Source organism: Endozoicomonas sp. ALD068 (assembly GCF_049310145.1).
GTDB lineage: Bacteria > Pseudomonadota > Gammaproteobacteria > Pseudomonadales > Endozoicomonadaceae > Endozoicomonas_A.
Genome location: NZ_JBLYNU010000004.1, coordinates 198270 through 214278 on the forward strand (window position 1 = coordinate 198270; position 16009 = coordinate 214278).

Genomic DNA, 16009 nt, shown 5'->3' on the forward strand with positions numbered 1-16009 from the left:
GGTAGAAAGAACGATGGTCCATATAGGTCATGTTTTTATTCGGATTGACTTAACCCCTCAATTTCGCTCTTTAGTTCTTGATAATCTTCCATTATGTCTAAATCACTAAATAACTTCATAAATTCACTACTTTCATCAATTATTTTCAATTTTCTTATCAAGATAAGCTTCAACCGCTCCTCTAAATATTTGTTTTTTTGCATGTTCTGAAATGTAACATCAAGCACACCACCTGGTCCAGATATAGGATCAAGAGACATCGTAAAACTAAAACAATTAGGATGAGGATGTAAAGAAACCTTTGGTGATGCCTTTAATTGCTCAAGATATAGATCTTTTGGATCTTTTGAGTCATGTTCGGTTTCACTTGAAAGTACTGCTATCATCATTCGAATTGCTGGCTCCATTCCTGAAAACCCAGGGCTGTCAAAAGCTTTCAAAAATGTTTGATGACTGTCTGCGCCTTTATGAAATGAATTTGTAAATCCATTGTCGTAGAGTTTGATGAAGCGAGAGGCAGCTGAAAGTACCGTCGCATTCAAATTACATGAAATTGAACATATTATTAACAGTAAAATCGTATTTATGAGTCTCATAGTGAACTAATCTCATGGTTTTCTTAGTTCAAGTAAAATAGCACTGTATATTTGCAAAAACAAAAAATGAGCGAAAATTGTCAGTAAAAAGTCAGAATATCTACAAAGTTTCTAAACTAGCATATAATCCGTCGTACACAGAAGACTGCGATATGCGTTTACTGTGAGCAAATAATTTTCAGTGAACTATAACAAGCAGAACCAAAAGCTATCACTAGTTTTTCTGACTTTCTTCCAAGGTCAGAATTTTGCCCCTTGAAAGGAAAGGATATATGGCTTATATGTGTGATTTTTTTTCACCTTCTCTTAACTTTAAAATTTCATTTATTATTTCTTGAAGGTCTTCCAGCAGGTCTAATTCACTAAATAAGTTTAAAAGATCACTGCTTTCATTTATAGCTAAGCAGAGCCTGCCATTCATTTTCCCGATCAGAAGGAACCTATTAGTGCAAACCTGTTAATTCAACAGTGAAATAAAAGTTTATTGAAGCCACTATGGATCAACCGGTATTTTACCCAGGGAGTCCTTCAACATCGCCTGAACTTTTAGTCGGCCTCCTTGACATAGTGAAACCAAGCCCTTGCCGATAAGATTCTGGCAGATAGTAACGATGGGGCTCCTTAATTTTTTTGTCTTCATAGACAATTCCATATTCGATTTTATTTTCCCTGTTAAATACATAACACCCTTATGATGAACGCTGTCATTAATTTGAACATTATCGGAGAATACCCTGTTGATGATGATCTGGCTGACTCATTTTCTGATGGCAGTATCGAGCTGGATAACGAGTGGCTTGTTTTTTCCGGAGATGTCCTGCTTACTGTTATTTCTGTTTCTCCGGAATCGGAGTTAACAACCCCCATTAACCAAGTAACAAGTGCTGTTGAATTAAAAAATAGTTCAGTACCCTTTCCGGGGCATGGCGTTTGTGTTTTTTCATTAATTGTCACTGAGGTTATCGTAATATTTCCTTTATAATTTCGTAATGCATTTGGAATAACGATGTTTGTTTTTTCTGTATAGTAGCTGTCACCATCAAAATTAATCATGAATAGCTCGGCATCAGAGGTTGCCGTCCATGATAAAACAGGCTTTTTTTCGAAGTATTTTATTTCCGGGTGATAGACATGCCCAGGCACTGAATGATTGAATTTAATATTTTTAAATGCATTGCACTCAGACTCGGTGGAACTTTGAAAAGAACCTGAATCGTGCCTGTCTCTACAGCATTTAATGTTATGAAATTCGATCAAACCCTCAGGCATCAGTGTATTAATGATTAAATCACTGTAACCGGCATTAACAGAACCTTTTTGAGAGGGGGAGCAACGAGAGCAAGAATATTTTTTAACGCAAAATGCATTTGCTTTATCGCGATCGTAGCGATCGTTGCGATCGTAGCAACGACATCGACGATTGATCGAATGACCGCAGTTATAATCAGGAAATTCATAGGTTTCTGCTGCCAGCTGCTGGAAATCAGGTATGTTTTGTCGCTCATCCGTGTAACTGTAATTTAATATCGGGCATGAAACACTGCCATTATCTGTTTTCTCCAGGCATCTGTGAGTTCCATCCTTATGCCTATAAAGGGTGCGAGAGCAGTCAAAATGTGTCGTACAACCACCCGCAGCTGTTCGGGTGGTAACGGAGAATTCCGGATGCTGGTCTGTGCCACACTGTAATTTCAGAAGTATATGGTCAACTCCGGGACAAAGCCGGTTGGAACTCAATGGCGTAAGGGTTTGGGAACGGGCAGGCATTATTATCAACAGCATACAGGCATAAATCCAACCCGTATTAAATAATAATGAGCAAACAATTGATTTGTTATGTAATTTTTTCTTGACCGTTGGATATAATAAACTGTTCATTGTGCATTCGCCTTTAACGTAGCCACTCGAAGTGATCCAGTTTAATGACAGGAGCCTGCATTAAAGAATACGCTTGCTTCTTTACCATATCTTTTGCCTTCTCGTGTAAAGAAGATGGTTTTTAGCTTGATCAAACCACTTGACAGAGATCGGCTTTCTATGAAATCAAGAATTTGCAACTCGGTTTCACTGGCAGGCCTTATCAATGAATCGACTTGCCCTGGAAGATCCACTGAAATAAATCCAATATTAGCAGGATCAATCTTTTGCCATTTCAATACAGGGTTGCCTTTTTCGCCACAACTGATATTGATCCCGGTTATTGTGCTGGAAGAACTGTCCTCTATGACAAAGTTTTCGATTTTTGTCCTGCTCGAACCTGTATTTTTTTTGCAATGGAAGTTGCTCAGCGTCACAGAGCCTTCTGGCATCGTAAAATCAAAGCTGATGTGACTATGAGCAATATAATCAACCGTTTTGATGACACAGTGTCCTTTAGGGCATTTCTTTTTGGGGCAGCCCACTTCATTAGGGATAGAACAATAAGCCTGCGCATACGTGCATCTCAGACACTTATTATTTGAACAACCATCTCCAGAGACACAGCTGACTTGTGAATAGTCAGAATTAATCTTTTTCGTTTTATAAACAGGGTAATAGCGATGATCGATTGATAATGCTGCGCAATTATAACCTTCTCTTTGCATCAGGCTCACATTGCATCGGCCATCCCGACTGTTAGAGCAGTCAAAAGAAAATACGCAGTGATCACCGATTTTCAGATCGAGCTGGATCGACTCATCCAAACCGCAGTAAAGGCTGTATGAGATATTATCTCCTTTGTAGGCACTGTCCGGGAGTGTCAGCGACAAATCCTCCGCATAAGCCTGAATACAGATAAACGTTAAAAGAACACAGGCTACACCGAAAAATCTGGCGAATGAACTACCCCGAGGCAAGCCTGCGGTTATCGTGGGCCGACCGCACTCCGATGCATTAGTATGGGAGCGAGTTGAAAGGTTACGGATGTTAACGCTGAGCTGCATTGGCTTCCCCATGTCCGCTTATGGTTTTCTTTCGCGGTTAACATAGTAGCTGTCATTTACCACTCCGGCTGACATTTAGCAAAATCGTCGTAAACCTTCGCCCAATCGGGCGGAGATATAAGACGGGAACGCAGAGCGTTCCGCTTGCGTGTTTGTACGTAGCTGGCTATATTCTCTGTCGGTCTGTCCCTATGCAGGGACTCACGGTGACGAAAACCAAGCACTGTTAAAAAAAATCCATAGCAGAGTTAGCTGCTTGTTGGGCTAGAAGACTTTCGAAAGTCGTTATTGCAACGCATCGACTGGAACCGTATAGATACTCAACAAATCAAACAAAAGACCAACAAAATAACCGAGGGGCACCCGGTTACTGCTGATGGAGGCTTCTGTGTAAGTCCAGTCGCTACAGGCTGGCTGTAGCCCGTGAAGTCAGAAGCCTCGCCTGACAAGGCGGGGAGTGTCACGGAAATATCAATCCTTGTTTTCAGGTTTGCAAGCGACACCACTCGTCGCAGGGTTGTTTTACAGAGGCTATTCGCATTTTTGATGAGGATGTTGGTGACTTGCTGTAAAACCCAAACTTTTTTTTGCAATTGCCCCGATTGCCGGTATGATATGGCGCTTTTGTTAAAGCCCCCGATATCTGGTCGCAAGATATTGGGGTATTCCTCTGGAGAAAGAAAATGTCTGAAGCTATCGCTCTGAGCGCTGTTGCACGCAAGGACGTAGGGAAAGGTGCGAGCCGCCGCCTGCGTCGTGCAGAACTGGTACCTGCCGTTATTTACGGCGGTGAGCAGGAACCTGCTCAAATTACTTTGGAAGCACGTGCTATTCGTAAGGCACTGGAATCTGAATCTTTCTACTCCCAGATCGTTACCCTGGATGTAGAAGGCGCTTCCCAGCAGGTTATTCTGAAGGATCTTCAGCGTCACCCTGCAAAAGACTATGCTATGCACCTGGACTTCCTGCGCGTTGACGCTGCTCACGCGGTCACCACGCACATCCCACTGCACTTCCTGAACGAAGATAGCTGTGTCGGTGTCAAAGCCGGTGGCGCTATCACTCACGCTCGTGTTGAAGTAGAAGTTAAATGTCTGCCTGCTGATCTGCCTGAGTTCATCGAAGTCGATATGGCTAATGTCGAGCTGGGTGGTCATATTCACCTGACCGACCTGACCGTGCCTGAGGGTGTTGAACTGGTTGCTTTGCTGCAGGGCGAAGGTCATGATCTGGATGTTGCATCTGTTCAGACTACCCGTGGTGGCAAAGAAGAAGAAGCTGAAGAAGCAGCCTCTGAAGAAGAAGGCGGCGAAGAGTAATCAGCTTTTTTTATGGCCCCGCGCTGTTAACGCAGGTCAGGGCTATGGAGGATATTATGGCGAAGGATCACTCGATCAGGCTGGTTGTCGGACTCGGCAACCCCGGTGCTCAATACGATGATACTCGCCATAATGCCGGATTCTGGTATGTGGAGCAGTTAGCTCGAGCCTACGGCGTCAGCCTGCAACCCGAGAAAAAATTCTTTGGTCTGACTGCCCGCATTACCATCGCTGGAGAGGATGTCCGTCTGCTAAACCCGACCACCTTCATGAATCGCAGTGGTCAGGCGGTGGGTGCTATCAGTACCTTCTTCAAGATTCCCCCTCAATCTATTCTTGTTGTTCACGATGAGTTGGACTTGCCAGCGGGTATTGGTCGCCTGAAACAGGGCGGTGGCCACGGCGGACACAACGGCCTTCGGGACATTATTTCAGCGCTGGGAAATAACAGGGACTTTCTGCGTTTGCGTCTGGGGATTGGTCATCCGGGTCAGAGCAAGGAAGTGATTAATTATGTGCTGAACAAGCCCTCCGTGTCGGATCGACTGAAGATCGACTCGGTGATTGACGAAGCCATCCGCATCTCCCCCGAGGCCTTTAATGGTGCTCGTGCCAAGGCCGTTCAAGAGTTACATACCTTTAAAGCCTGACTTCACGATGGCCTGATATTCAGTTTCGGGATTGGCCAGTACTCTCTTCTTTCGCGAGTGCTTTCCCCCCGTTTCAAAGCCTGATCCACCAGTTTGCAGATCAGGGTATCAAAGGGTATTCCTGCATGTCTGGCACCGTCCGGAAACAGGCTGGTTGGGGTCATTCCCGGCAGGTTGTTGAGTTCTGCAAAGACTGGCTCTCCTGATTCAGGAACGATAAAGTCAGAGCGACTCAGGTCCTGACAGCCCAGAACCTGGTGTGCCTTCAGTGCAATCTGCTGAACTTTTAGATACTGCTCATCCGAGATTCTGGCGGGAGTCACATGATCACTAAGACCGGGTGTATAGCGGTGAATATAGTCATACCAGGCACCGTCTGGTGTGGTAATTTCGGTAACAGGCAGGATCTGGTAGTCATCCAGGTGGAGGATACCGGCAGTGATTTCGCGTCCGGCAACAAACTCTTCAACCAATAGTTTTTCATCCATTTGCAGGCCGACTTTCAGCTTGCTGAAAAGGTCTTCATAACCCATGGCAAACTGGATGCCAATACCGGAACCCTGACCAGGCGGCTTGATGATGACTTTATGCCCAAGGGATTCGATACAGTCGAGAGTAGCATCTTCATAGTTTTCGCTGCGATAGACGACTCTGTCTCTGGCCATTGTGATGCCGACAGGCTGAAGCAAACGTTTGGTAACCACCTTATCCAGAGAGCAGGCACTTGCCAGGGCTCCGGAACCTACGTAAGGAACGCCCATAATATCCAGAAGACCCTGCAGGCGGCCATCTTCACCATAAGGACCGTGGGCGACCGGGAAAGCAACATCAACCTGTTGGGCTACGAGTTGTTCCGGAAGGGTTTCGTCGAGCTCCAGGTGGATGGCTCTGCCATAATGTTCTTCCAGACAGGGGGTGATTCGGCTTGCGGAGAGTCTGGATACATCGGCTTCGGGAGACAGGCCGCCGCAGATGACGGCTACAGTTTTGCTTTTGTTGGGCATTCGTCTGATGGCTTTTGTTAGGGCTATGATCAGTCAAGCCTAGTACATAAGCCAAATCTGACCAGTCAGGTTAATGAATCTATTCAGACCCTTCCTCTGTCCAGTTTTACCCTGAGCCATTTAAAAAATTCCGGTGTCGCCTGTTTTAGCCAGAGATGCTGGTATTTCAGGGTCAGCTTTAGCCAGCCTTTATCGTGATACTTTCTCGCACTGGTACCCAGTCTGGTGCCACAGGAGTGGAGGAGGATCCTGTTTTGCCGGGCTTTCCAGACAAATGCATGATCTTCACCGTAGAAAGTGTCGGTGGGATAACCCTTGAGGTCGAAAAATTGTGTCCGGCTGATGCAAAACCCTTGATCACCATAGGGGCATCCCAGAATATCGGAGCGGAATCTGGCTCCCCATTCGTTGATGGATAACCAGCAAGTGTCTTTGTCGTAAAACCAGAGATCAAAGTAGAACAAGTGTCTGGGATATTGATCAATGGCATTCAGTAAGCTTTGGACATTCTCTTTGTCCAATACTGTGTCTGCATGCAGAAACCAGAGGTAATTCCCTGTGGCTTTCTCTGCGCCTGCATTGAGCTGGCAGGCACGTCCCTGTTCTGCAGTACACCAAATCCACCTGAGGTGAAGCAAAGGGCCCGGAAGCTGATCCAGTTTGGCAGGCCGCTGATCGTCGTCATAGCCAACCAGGATCACCTCGTTGCCTGCGGGAAGAAGACTTAATTGTTCAAGAAGCGTCGGCCACTGCGTCTCACCAGGGCCCAGTGGCACGATTACAGATAGGCTGGGCATAATTATCTTTGCAGCACTTCCAGCAATGCTTTCTGCTTCTGGCCAAGCTTGTTCTCAGGAGAGAGTACTGCTGATTTCAGTGCGCTCCTGCACTGGCAATAAGTGCTGTCATGAGGTGTTTCTTCCTGCTGTTTCAGATATTGCCCTAACAACGCTTTAGCCAGTGTCAGGCTTTTGCCGTATCTGGCAATGATCTGCTCAACGCTGGCGTGGGCTGAAGGGTCATCTTTCCAGCAATCGTAATCAGTGGCAATAGCGATTGTTGTGTAACAAAGCTGAGCTTCCCGTGCCAGAAACGCTTCAGGCACATTAGTCATGCCGACAACATCGCACTGAGCGGCGTTTTTCAGGAACAGACTCTCTGCACGGCTACCCAGCCTGGGACCGTCAACGCAGGCATAGGTTTTATCTGTATGCAGTCCTATTTCTGCCAGGTTAGCAGCATTGAGCAGTTGTTCTGATTGCTGATGACAGCTTGGTATTGCGGTGGAGACATGAGCGACAAGACCGTTACCAAAAAAGCTTTTTTCCCGGTGTCCTTTTACGAAGTCGAAGTACTGACTGACCAGCGATAATTCGCCCGGCGCAATCTCCTCCTGCAGACTGCCAACCGCAGAAAGGCCTATCACCCGGGTCGCACCCAGACTTTTTAATGCCCAGATGTTGGCCCGATAATTGATTTCATGAGGCAGAAGTTGGTGGCCGCTTCCATGTCTGGGCAAGAACAACAGCTTTTGTTGATTAAAAAGACCTGTTGTTATTGGACCTGAGTGAGGGCCATAAGGTGTTTCAATCGTCTGCTCATTTAATACTTCAAGTCCATCCAGGCTGTAGATGCCTGTTCCACCAATCACTGCCAGCATTGGGTTTCCTTTTCATTGTGTTTTTCATCAGACATCTGTTGGATCAGGCTGGGAAGCTGATTGACCCATGCTCTGATCTCGTCTCTTACACGACGATAGATTGTTAATGATTCTTCTTCTGTTTTCACCGATTCAGCCAGCCGGGGAGGGTCATCAAAACACTTGAGAATGATCTGCCCCTGTCTGGGTGTTGGACTTTCCGCCATCTGGCTGCGACAGGAGTTGCCAGTGCAGAGGAACAGTATCCGGGTTTTAGCCATCAAAATCTCCTGTTATTGAGCAGACAATCAGAGTTCGCTGCAGGAAGAGCCAAAAGCAAAACAGCTGTAGCAACGGTGGTGTTTCATACTGATGGTTTCACTCAGGCTCGTCCGTAAACTCTTGCCAAGGTTGTACTCAGTATCGTCATCCACCAGTGTGCAGGCGTAAACCTGCATCTGCCCGTTTTGTTTGACCATCATTTTGGAAAACGCGCACATAAACTGACGACGACTTTCTTCTGTCTGATAGCGGGTCATACAGTCTGTGCTGACGTGGGGAACATCCGGTAAAGAACCGGGAGGCAGGAAATCCGGAAAGGCCACCTGTTTCAGGTTGATGGGCAAACCGTTCAGTTCAAAAAGATCTCTGAAGGCCTGTTCAACCACTGCCGTGTTTTCGTCTTTTTCCATATGTCTGGCGACGGAGATGTTAAAGCCATTTTCATGCAGTAGTTTCAGTCCTGAAAGAGCGATGGCAAAGCTGTCTTCACCTCGTCCTGCGTCATGTTGTTCAGCGTTTGGATGATCCAGGCTGACTCTCAGGGATATGGGGTAAGGGTTACTGCTCAAACGAGTCAGCTCATCAAGCCTTTTGATCATGGGGGTCGTGCCATTAGTCAGAACCAGGCAGGGGCGATGCTGGGAGGCATAGTCCAGGATTCGGATAATGTCTTTAATGACAAAAGGCTCTCCTCCCGTAAAAGAGAATTGTTCAACCCCCAGTTCAAGTGATTCATCAATGTAGGGTTTTACTTCTGTCAGAGTCGGGGCGTCCAGCCTCTTGCTGGCCGGACTTGAACCCTCCAGACAGAAGCCGCAGGAAAGGTTGCAACGGGTTCCGGTATGAAACCAGAGTTCTTTCAGTTGATGAGGTTTGATATAACCTCTGGGGCTGCCATCAGGCGTAAAGTGCCAATCCTGGCTTTTAGTGTCTGGAGGTGTTCCTGTCAGCAACATGAGCCATCACTTCCCTTGTTTTCATGGGTGGAAGATGAGAAGGGCAGCGAGGTTCCGCAGCCATCAAAAATGCCATAATGGGTGCTGAAGTTACCAATGAACTCGAAGTGTTCACGGAATCTTGTATCGTGCAGCATTCTCCAGGTGTTACCGCAAACCGGGAAAACCTTGCCTTTGGTAATAGGGTGGTGCCCATCCAGATTGAAAGTGTTGGGATGGTGATCAATCGTGCCTTTATAGATCACAGCCTGTCCATAGTCCTCGCAATGACTTTCCAGCTCTGGCAGTTTGAACAATCGATAAGTCGCCGAGAAAAACCGGATATCACCGACCTGAGCTTCAATCTTACGGTTAGTGATAGTGACAGGTTTATCTTCCACCAGTCTGGGGTCAGTGAAACCGGCCTTTCTGGCCAGATTCAAAAAGTCATTCCAGTAGAGGGCACCGCTGAGACACTCTCCGTAAAGCACCGGATCATCGACCAGTTCAGCAGGAATGCGGCGATCAGAATAGACGTCAGAGAAGTAAAGTTCACCGCCTGGTTTCAGCAGACGCCAGGCTTCTCTCAACACTGCTTCCTTGTCCGGAGAAAGGTTGATCACGCAGTTTGAAATGATCATGTCGAAGCTGTTTTCTTCCAGGTTCAGTTGATCCAGTTTTTCAATATAGCCTTTGTGGAATTCGGTGTTGGCTTTTGCATAGCCGAATTTTTCCCGGTGGTATTCGACATGTCGGTTGGCAATCGCAAGCTGTTCGTCTGTCATGTCGACACCGACGACATAACCCTCTTCTCCGACCATTTGAGCCAGGGCATAACAGTCACGACCTGATCCGGAACCAAGGTCGAGTATTCTGGCGCCTTGCAACTGCTCAGGGCAGACCAGTCCGCAGCCATAGTAATGGCTCAGAACCTCGTCATGAATATTGGCAAGGGCACTTTTCAGGTGGCGTGGCATGGTTGCATCGGTGCAGCAGGCATTGGTCTGCAGGTCATCGCTGCCTTGCAGAGTCTTGCCATAGTAATTCTGTACTGTTTCATGCATGAGAGATTTTTCCTTGCTTGAAAATAGATTGAATATGTTTTGACAGAGCCCTTCGGGCAGGTCGATTATCACGATTCAGTTCGGGGAGCACTCCGAGCAAATCTTTTAAATGATCAACATCCTGGCCAGAAGGAGCGTAGCCGACGGATAAGCGGGATTGACGACAAAGACTCGTCAGTGACACTCCCAGAGAGCCTGTGCTCCAGGGCAGCTTTGAAAGGTCAGGCCAATGAGTTCGGTTCGCCATGATGGTGACGCCGCCATCACTGGCCTTGCTGAATACGGTGTCGTAGGTCTTGAGCTTTTGTGCTGTGTCCGAAAGGTCTTTGAGGCTGAGTGTCGGACAGTCACTGCCAATATAGATGAGGTTTTCTTTTCCCTGAAGTCTCAGCTCATTGTCGATGTGGTTCAGTCTCTCACCGAGGTTGCCAGAGCCCTGGGGTACTACCAGGTTGTCGTCGCCCTTCAGAAGCTGACTGGCCCAGTCATAGTCGCTTTCATGAGAGGGAGCAATAACTTTCTGGCCTGGCCACTCTGATAAATCTTCCAGTGCACAGGCTAGCAGGTGCTGAGCAACCGTCAGAGCCTGTTCTGTTCCCATGTCAGCAGCAAGGCGTTGTTTTCCCTGGTGTAAGGCGGGCTTTTTGCACACAAGTATCAATGTTGCCTTTTTTATCAGACTTGGTTCGTAGCTTGTCATTATTCTTTGATTTTAATTTCGCTTATGTGGTCGCAGGAGCCAGACTCCGGCCTGCTATTGCGTAACTATACTGCGGAAACAGTTGTTTGGATTCAAGGCTGCGGTTTTTTTTAAAGCTCTCTTCAGGGTTGTCTGGCTAACCTGCCGGGTGTTGTTCTGCCGGTAGGGAAAGCATTCTGCTGTGAGTCAGTATAAATCCGGAAAGAGCAGTCGGGCATAATACTGGTGTCAATTCAGGTCGGGCTTTATAATCCTGTCCCAAATTTTTATTGAATTTCCCCTGGTAACTTTTTATGGGCTTTAAATGTGGCATCGTTGGTCTGCCCAACGTCGGCAAATCAACACTGTTCAATGCTTTGACCAAGGCAGGGATTGATGCAGAGAACTTCCCTTTCTGTACTATCGAGCCAAATTCGGGTGTCGTGGCCATGCCCGATCCGCGTCTGAATAAGCTGGCTGAGATTGTTAAGCCTCAGCGTGTGTTGCCCACGACCATGGAATTTGTCGATATTGCCGGCCTGGTAGAAGGTGCCTCCAAGGGTGAAGGTCTGGGCAACAAATTCCTGGCCAATATTCGTGAGACTGATGCTATCGCCCACGTAGTACGTTGTTTTGAGAATGATAATGTTATTCATGTGGCCAATAAGATTGATCCGGCGGCGGATATCGGCATTATCAATATCGAGCTGGCCATGGCGGATCTGGAAAGCTGTGAAAAACAGCTGCAGCGAGTCACTCGTGTCGCCAAAAGCGGCGACAAGGATGCCAAGGCCCAGAAAGTCCTGCTGGAAAGAATTGTTCCCCATCTGGAAGAAGGCCACCCTGTTCGATCCATGGCAATGACCGATGAAGAGCAGAAGCTGACCAAAACATTCCATCTTCTGACGACAAAGCCCACCATGTACATTGCCAACGTCGATGAAGATGGTTTTGAAGATAACCCTTATCTGGACGTTGTTCGTGACATCGCCAGGAGCGAGGGTTCTGTCGTGGTGACAGTCTGCAACAAGCTGGAAGCTGAGATTGCTGAGCTCGAAGATGAAGAGCGGGATGAATTTCTGGCCGATCTGGGTATGGAAGAGCCAGGTCTGGATCGTGTGATCAGGGGGGGGTATGAACTTCTTGGACTGCAGACGTATTTCACTGCCGGAGTTAAAGAAGTGCGTGCCTGGACTGTGAAGATCGGTGCGACGGCGCCTCAGGCTGCAGGTGTGATTCACACTGACTTTGAGCGTGGGTTCATTCGTGCGGAAGTGACGGCTTACGATGAGTTTGTTCAGTACAACGGTGAACAGGGTGCCAAGGAAGCAGGTCGTCTGAGAGTGGAAGGCAAGGATTACATCGTCAAAGATGGCGATGTTATGCATTTCCGTTTCAATGTCTGATGCAATTGGGGCTGTCTGACCAGCCCTGTCCTTTTTAATTCCGGGTCATTAACTTCTGGAGAGTCATTGAATGTTGCCATTGACATTGCTCTTATCCAGAAAGGTATTAATAGAAGCATTAACAGTCCGTTCTGAAAAAATAATAAGGCTTTGAATAAGGCGCATGCCAGTACCCGCAGAAATACGAAACAGGGGTAGGGGTTTTCTGAAAGTTCCTAAAAAAGCCGCTTAAACAGTTGACAGGACAGCGTTAAATCCTGAAAATGCGCACCATCTTTCGGCGGCTAGGTAGCTCAGTTGGTTAGAGCACAGCACTCATAATGCTGGGGTCGGCAGTTCGAGTCTGCCCCTAGCTACCATATTCAGGAGCTTGCAGGCAGGCGACTGCTAACGTAGGGTCGAAAGTGTACACGGAATGTCCATATCCTATAAAACATTTCGTATTTGCTGGGGTGTAGCCAAGCGGTAAGGCAGCAGGTTTTGATCCTGCCATGCGGGGGTTCGAATCCCTCCACCCCAGCCATAAAAATGGCTAGGTAGCTCAGTTGGTTAGAGCACAGCACTCATAATGCTGGGGTCGGCAGTTCGAATCTGCCCCTAGCTACCATTACTGAAGGGTTTGCAAGTAAGCGAATACTAACGTAAAGTCAAAAGTATCCACGGAATGTCCACAACTTAAAAGCATTTCGTACTGTTGGGGTGTCGCCAAGCGGTAAGGCAGCAGGTTTTGATCCTGCCATGCGGGGGTTCGAATCCCTCCACCCCAGCCATTTCTCTGAAGCCCGACTGAAACAGGTTGGGCTTTTTCGTTTCAGTGACTTTTAAAACCTCAATGTGTAAGTAATACCCAACTTGATTTGATCAGGAAGGTGATCTTCGGGGGGGGCGCAGATGCTGTTCTGAGCATGAAGTTATTTGTGTGAATGTTTATCTGTTGTCATTGCGGATAGCCAGGCACTCAAAACATCAAGATAATCTCATTCGTGTTTGGATTCGATCCAATAAAAAAAGACATTTCGTCATTAAAGAAAAAACGTTTGGGTTATTTGCTGGACGACAAATACCTGACGCATCATAAAGTTGAGGCCTGTTTTGGATTTTGTATTTACTCTTGATTGGGGGTTATTGCTGTTTTTTGTTGCGATTCTGGCTGGTTTTGTTGACTCCATTGCAGGCGGCGGCGGATTGATTACAGTCCCCGCGCTTCTGGCGGTGGGGCTTTCTCCGGCACAGGCTCTGGCGACCAATAAATTACAGTCAACAGGCGGCTCTTTCTCTGCCAGTGTTTATTTTATTCGAAGAGGGTTGGTGAATCTCAGGGAAATGCGTTTTGCCATTTTCATGACCTTTGTTGGCAGTGCCGCAGGCACGATTCTGGTTCAGTTGATTGATGCTTCGGTTTTGAAGCAGATTATTCCCTTCCTGTTATTGGGTATAGCTGCTTACTTTATTCTCTCCCCCAGTGTCCGAAATACTAAAGCTTCTTCTGCCAGAATGAGCCTGACCGCTTTTGCCTGTTCAGCAGGGTTGGGAGTCGGCTTTTATGATGGCTTCTTCGGCCCGGGCACGGGCTCTTTCTTCGCCATAGCCTTTATCAGCCTCCTTGGTTATTCCCTGACAATGGCGACGGCTCATACCAAGGTTCTGAACTGTACCAGTAATGTGGCTTCCCTGCTGTTCTTTATATTGGGTGGTCAGGTTGTCTGGGCCGTAGGGGGAATCATGCTGATAGGTCAGTTCATCGGCGCCAGACTGGGATCGAGAATGGTTGTGAAGCGTGGTCAGCAGATTATTCGTCCCATGATCGTCGTTATTTCACTGGTTATGACCGGCAAACTCATGTGGGACGAATACGGACATTTGCTGTTTTGACGTTTTTTCTGCGAAAGTGACGGTTTAGCGTTATTATAGATAGTCCTGCAGGCTCCTCGCCCTGGAGTCTTATAACTGTTTGTGAAGAATAACGTCACTCAGATATTTGAATGGACAACAGCTGGCTCAATGCATTGTTTGGGGGAATCTATCTTGCCCTGATCATCGCCTTCGGAATTCACATTATTATGCAGCGCAGGCCGGTAGGCGTGACTCTGGCCTGGGTACTGTTGCTGTTCATTCTGCCGGTAGCCGGTTTTTTCTTTTACCTGCTGTTTGGCTCAAGGCGCCTTGGGAGAAGAAGGCTCCGACGTCTGGAGAGTCTGTATCCTGACTACGAACAGTGGTCTAGCCACCTTTCGAGAGTGATTACCCAGCGGCAGCTTGAGTATCCCTCCAATACTCCTCATACAGGGATCTACAAGCTGGCGGAGCAGACCCTGGGTATTCCAGTGCTGCCTTGTAGCAAGCTTCAGCTGTTTCATGAAACCGATACCATTCTTCATGGCCTGTTACAGGACATAGAGAAAGCCAGATGCAGCATTGTACTGGAGTTTTACATCTGTGAGCCCAAGGGGCGAATCAAGGTTCTGGCAGAGGCTCTGATCAGAGCTTCACGAAGGGGTGTTGACTGTATGGTAATACTTGATGCAGTGGGCAGTCGTCAGTTTCTTCGAAGTGAGTGGGCAAGACGTTTCCGTCTGGAGGGCATCAGTGTTACCGGGTCCATGCCGGTTGGTCTTTTAAGGATGCTGTTTGAGCGCCTTGATATTCGCAACCATCGCAAAATTCTCGTGATTGATGATGAAATTGCCTGGAGTGGCAGCTTTAACCTGGTCGATCCTGTTCATTTTCGTCAGAAGGCTAATGTCGGACAATGGATCGACGCCATGGTCAGGGTAGAAGGTATACCCGCACACGTTATGGCAGTGATTGCTCATTGGGATAAAGCGCTTGAAACGGGTGAAAAACATTCGTCGTTTAATGCTACCTACGAGTTTCCACCTTCCTGTCTTGACAGTTACACCGGTGCTGATGTTCACGTACTGCCATCAGGACCGGGTATCAACCGGGAAAGGCTCCATCAGGTTTTGCTTACCGCAATTTACGAAAGTAAGGAAGAGCTGCTGATATCTACACCTTATTTTGTTCCGGACGAATCATTGCTGACAGCCCTGAAGTCAGCGGCCATGAGAGGGGTGGACGTTCAGTTACTGGTTCCTCGCAGAAATGACTCCAGAATGGTTCACTATGCCAGTCGCTCCTATTACGAAGACCTGTTAAACGCAGGGGTGAAAATATTGCAGTTCAAGGGAGGATTGCTGCATACCAAGTGTGTTCTGGTGGACCGATCGACCATTCTTTTTGGTACTGTAAATCTGGATATGCGCAGCGTCTGGCTGAATTATGAAGTGACCATGATCATCTATGACAGAGCCTTCAGCCAAACCATGGCGACGCTTCTGGATCAGTACATGCAGAACTCCGAGCGTGTTCGTTTGTCTCTATGGAGCCGAAGGTCTGTCACCAGACGGTTTCTGGAGAGTCTTTTTCAGCTGTTAAGTCCTTTGTTGTGAAGTAAGTACCTAACCAGCAGGCCTGGTAGTTACTGCGTCGTTTAAGAACATCCATGTTTTGA

15 protein-coding genes and 4 tRNA genes are annotated in these 16009 nt (G+C 47.3%); 9 read left to right on the forward strand and 10 right to left on the reverse strand.

All coding sequences use genetic code 11. The annotated features are described in order from the left end of the window. Positions 1 to 35 precede the first annotated feature (35 nt). The 3 genes from ACO6V5_RS00755 to ACO6V5_RS00765 all read right to left on the reverse strand — a co-directional run bounded on the left by ACO6V5_RS00755 (position 36) and on the right by ACO6V5_RS00765 (position 3181). Entirely contained in the window at positions 36 to 596 is a 561-nt protein-coding gene (locus ACO6V5_RS00755) for a hypothetical protein (protein WP_422409698.1), read from the reverse strand. Positions 597 to 1268: 672 nt separating this feature from the next. Further along, positions 1269 to 2474, reverse strand: a complete 1206-nt coding sequence (locus ACO6V5_RS00760) for a hypothetical protein (protein ID WP_422409700.1) — start codon at positions 2472 to 2474, stop codon at positions 1269 to 1271. Between the two features lie 41 nt (positions 2475 to 2515). Beyond that, on the reverse strand, positions 2516 to 3181 hold the full coding sequence (locus ACO6V5_RS00765) for a hypothetical protein (RefSeq protein WP_422134814.1): 666 nt from the start codon (positions 3179 to 3181) through the stop codon (positions 2516 to 2518). 1022 nt (positions 3182 to 4203) lie between these two features. On the opposite strand from ACO6V5_RS00765, the gene ACO6V5_RS00770 reads away from it, so the two are divergent. Both ACO6V5_RS00770 and pth read left to right on the forward strand, forming a co-directional pair. Further along, complete coding sequence (locus tag ACO6V5_RS00770; RefSeq protein ID WP_422134813.1) at positions 4204 to 4839, forward strand: 50S ribosomal protein L25/general stress protein Ctc; 636 nt, start codon at positions 4204 to 4206, stop codon at positions 4837 to 4839. A gap of 56 nt (positions 4840 to 4895) precedes the next feature. Continuing rightward, on the forward strand, positions 4896 to 5489 hold the full coding sequence (gene pth, locus ACO6V5_RS00775; protein WP_422409702.1) for an aminoacyl-tRNA hydrolase: 594 nt from the start codon (positions 4896 to 4898) through the stop codon (positions 5487 to 5489). A 2-nt stretch (positions 5490 to 5491) separates the two neighbouring features. On the opposite strand, the gene ACO6V5_RS00780 is transcribed toward pth, so the two are convergent. The 7 genes from ACO6V5_RS00780 to ACO6V5_RS00810 all read right to left on the reverse strand — a co-directional run bounded on the left by ACO6V5_RS00780 (position 5492) and on the right by ACO6V5_RS00810 (position 11113). Then, the gene (locus ACO6V5_RS00780) at positions 5492 to 6493 is read right to left on the reverse strand and encodes a D-alanine--D-alanine ligase family protein (protein WP_422409704.1); all 1002 of its coding nucleotides are present in this window, start codon (positions 6491 to 6493) and stop codon (positions 5492 to 5494) included. An 83-nt stretch (positions 6494 to 6576) separates the two neighbouring features. Next, positions 6577 to 7290 carry a glycosyltransferase gene (locus ACO6V5_RS00785; protein ID WP_422134810.1) on the reverse strand — a complete coding sequence of 238 codons (714 nt, stop codon included), beginning with the start codon at positions 7288 to 7290 and terminating at the stop codon, positions 6577 to 6579. Between the two features lie 2 nt (positions 7291 to 7292). Then, positions 7293 to 8153, reverse strand: a complete 861-nt coding sequence (locus tag ACO6V5_RS00790; RefSeq protein WP_422134809.1) for an MTAP family purine nucleoside phosphorylase — start codon at positions 8151 to 8153, stop codon at positions 7293 to 7295. After that, positions 8141 to 8413, reverse strand: a complete 273-nt coding sequence (locus tag ACO6V5_RS00795) for a hypothetical protein (RefSeq protein ID WP_422134808.1) — start codon at positions 8411 to 8413, stop codon at positions 8141 to 8143. Before ACO6V5_RS00795 ends, ACO6V5_RS00790 begins: the two co-directional genes overlap by 13 nt. A gap of 27 nt (positions 8414 to 8440) precedes the next feature. Further along, positions 8441 to 9370: a radical SAM protein gene (locus ACO6V5_RS00800; protein WP_422134807.1), complete on the reverse strand. Its 930-nt coding sequence runs from the start codon at positions 9368 to 9370 to the stop codon at positions 8441 to 8443. Continuing rightward, positions 9361 to 10413, reverse strand: coding sequence for a methyltransferase domain-containing protein (locus ACO6V5_RS00805; protein WP_422409707.1), 1053 nt, complete (start codon positions 10411 to 10413; stop codon positions 9361 to 9363). The genes ACO6V5_RS00800 and ACO6V5_RS00805 overlap by 10 nt, the downstream gene beginning before the upstream one ends. Continuing rightward, a complete protein-coding gene (locus ACO6V5_RS00810; protein ID WP_422134805.1) occupies positions 10406 to 11113 on the reverse strand; it encodes a TIGR04282 family arsenosugar biosynthesis glycosyltransferase in 708 nt (235 codons plus the stop codon). The genes ACO6V5_RS00805 and ACO6V5_RS00810 overlap by 8 nt, the downstream gene beginning before the upstream one ends. 293 nt (positions 11114 to 11406) lie before the next feature. On the opposite strand from ACO6V5_RS00810, the gene ychF reads away from it, so the two are divergent. The 7 genes from ychF (at position 11407) to cls (ending at position 15947) form a co-directional block, all read left to right on the forward strand. Further along, positions 11407 to 12498, forward strand: coding sequence for a redox-regulated ATPase YchF (gene ychF, locus ACO6V5_RS00815; protein ID WP_422134804.1), 1092 nt, complete (start codon positions 11407 to 11409; stop codon positions 12496 to 12498). A 282-nt stretch (positions 12499 to 12780) separates the two neighbouring features. Then, positions 12781 to 12857 (forward strand) — tRNA-Met (locus ACO6V5_RS00820). Positions 12858 to 12946: 89 nt separating this feature from the next. Next, positions 12947 to 13021 (forward strand) — tRNA-Gln (locus tag ACO6V5_RS00825). Between the two features lie 7 nt (positions 13022 to 13028). Further along, positions 13029 to 13105: transfer RNA gene (locus ACO6V5_RS00830), tRNA-Met, on the forward strand. Between the two features lie 88 nt (positions 13106 to 13193). After that, positions 13194 to 13268, forward strand: a tRNA-Gln gene (locus ACO6V5_RS00835). 322 nt (positions 13269 to 13590) lie between these two features. After that, positions 13591 to 14370 carry a TSUP family transporter gene (locus tag ACO6V5_RS00840; protein WP_422134803.1) on the forward strand — a complete coding sequence of 260 codons (780 nt, stop codon included), beginning with the start codon at positions 13591 to 13593 and terminating at the stop codon, positions 14368 to 14370. 110 nt (positions 14371 to 14480) lie between these two features. Next, entirely contained in the window at positions 14481 to 15947 is a 1467-nt protein-coding gene (cls, locus tag ACO6V5_RS00845) for a cardiolipin synthase (RefSeq protein WP_422134802.1), read from the forward strand. Positions 15948 to 16009 lie beyond the last annotated feature (62 nt).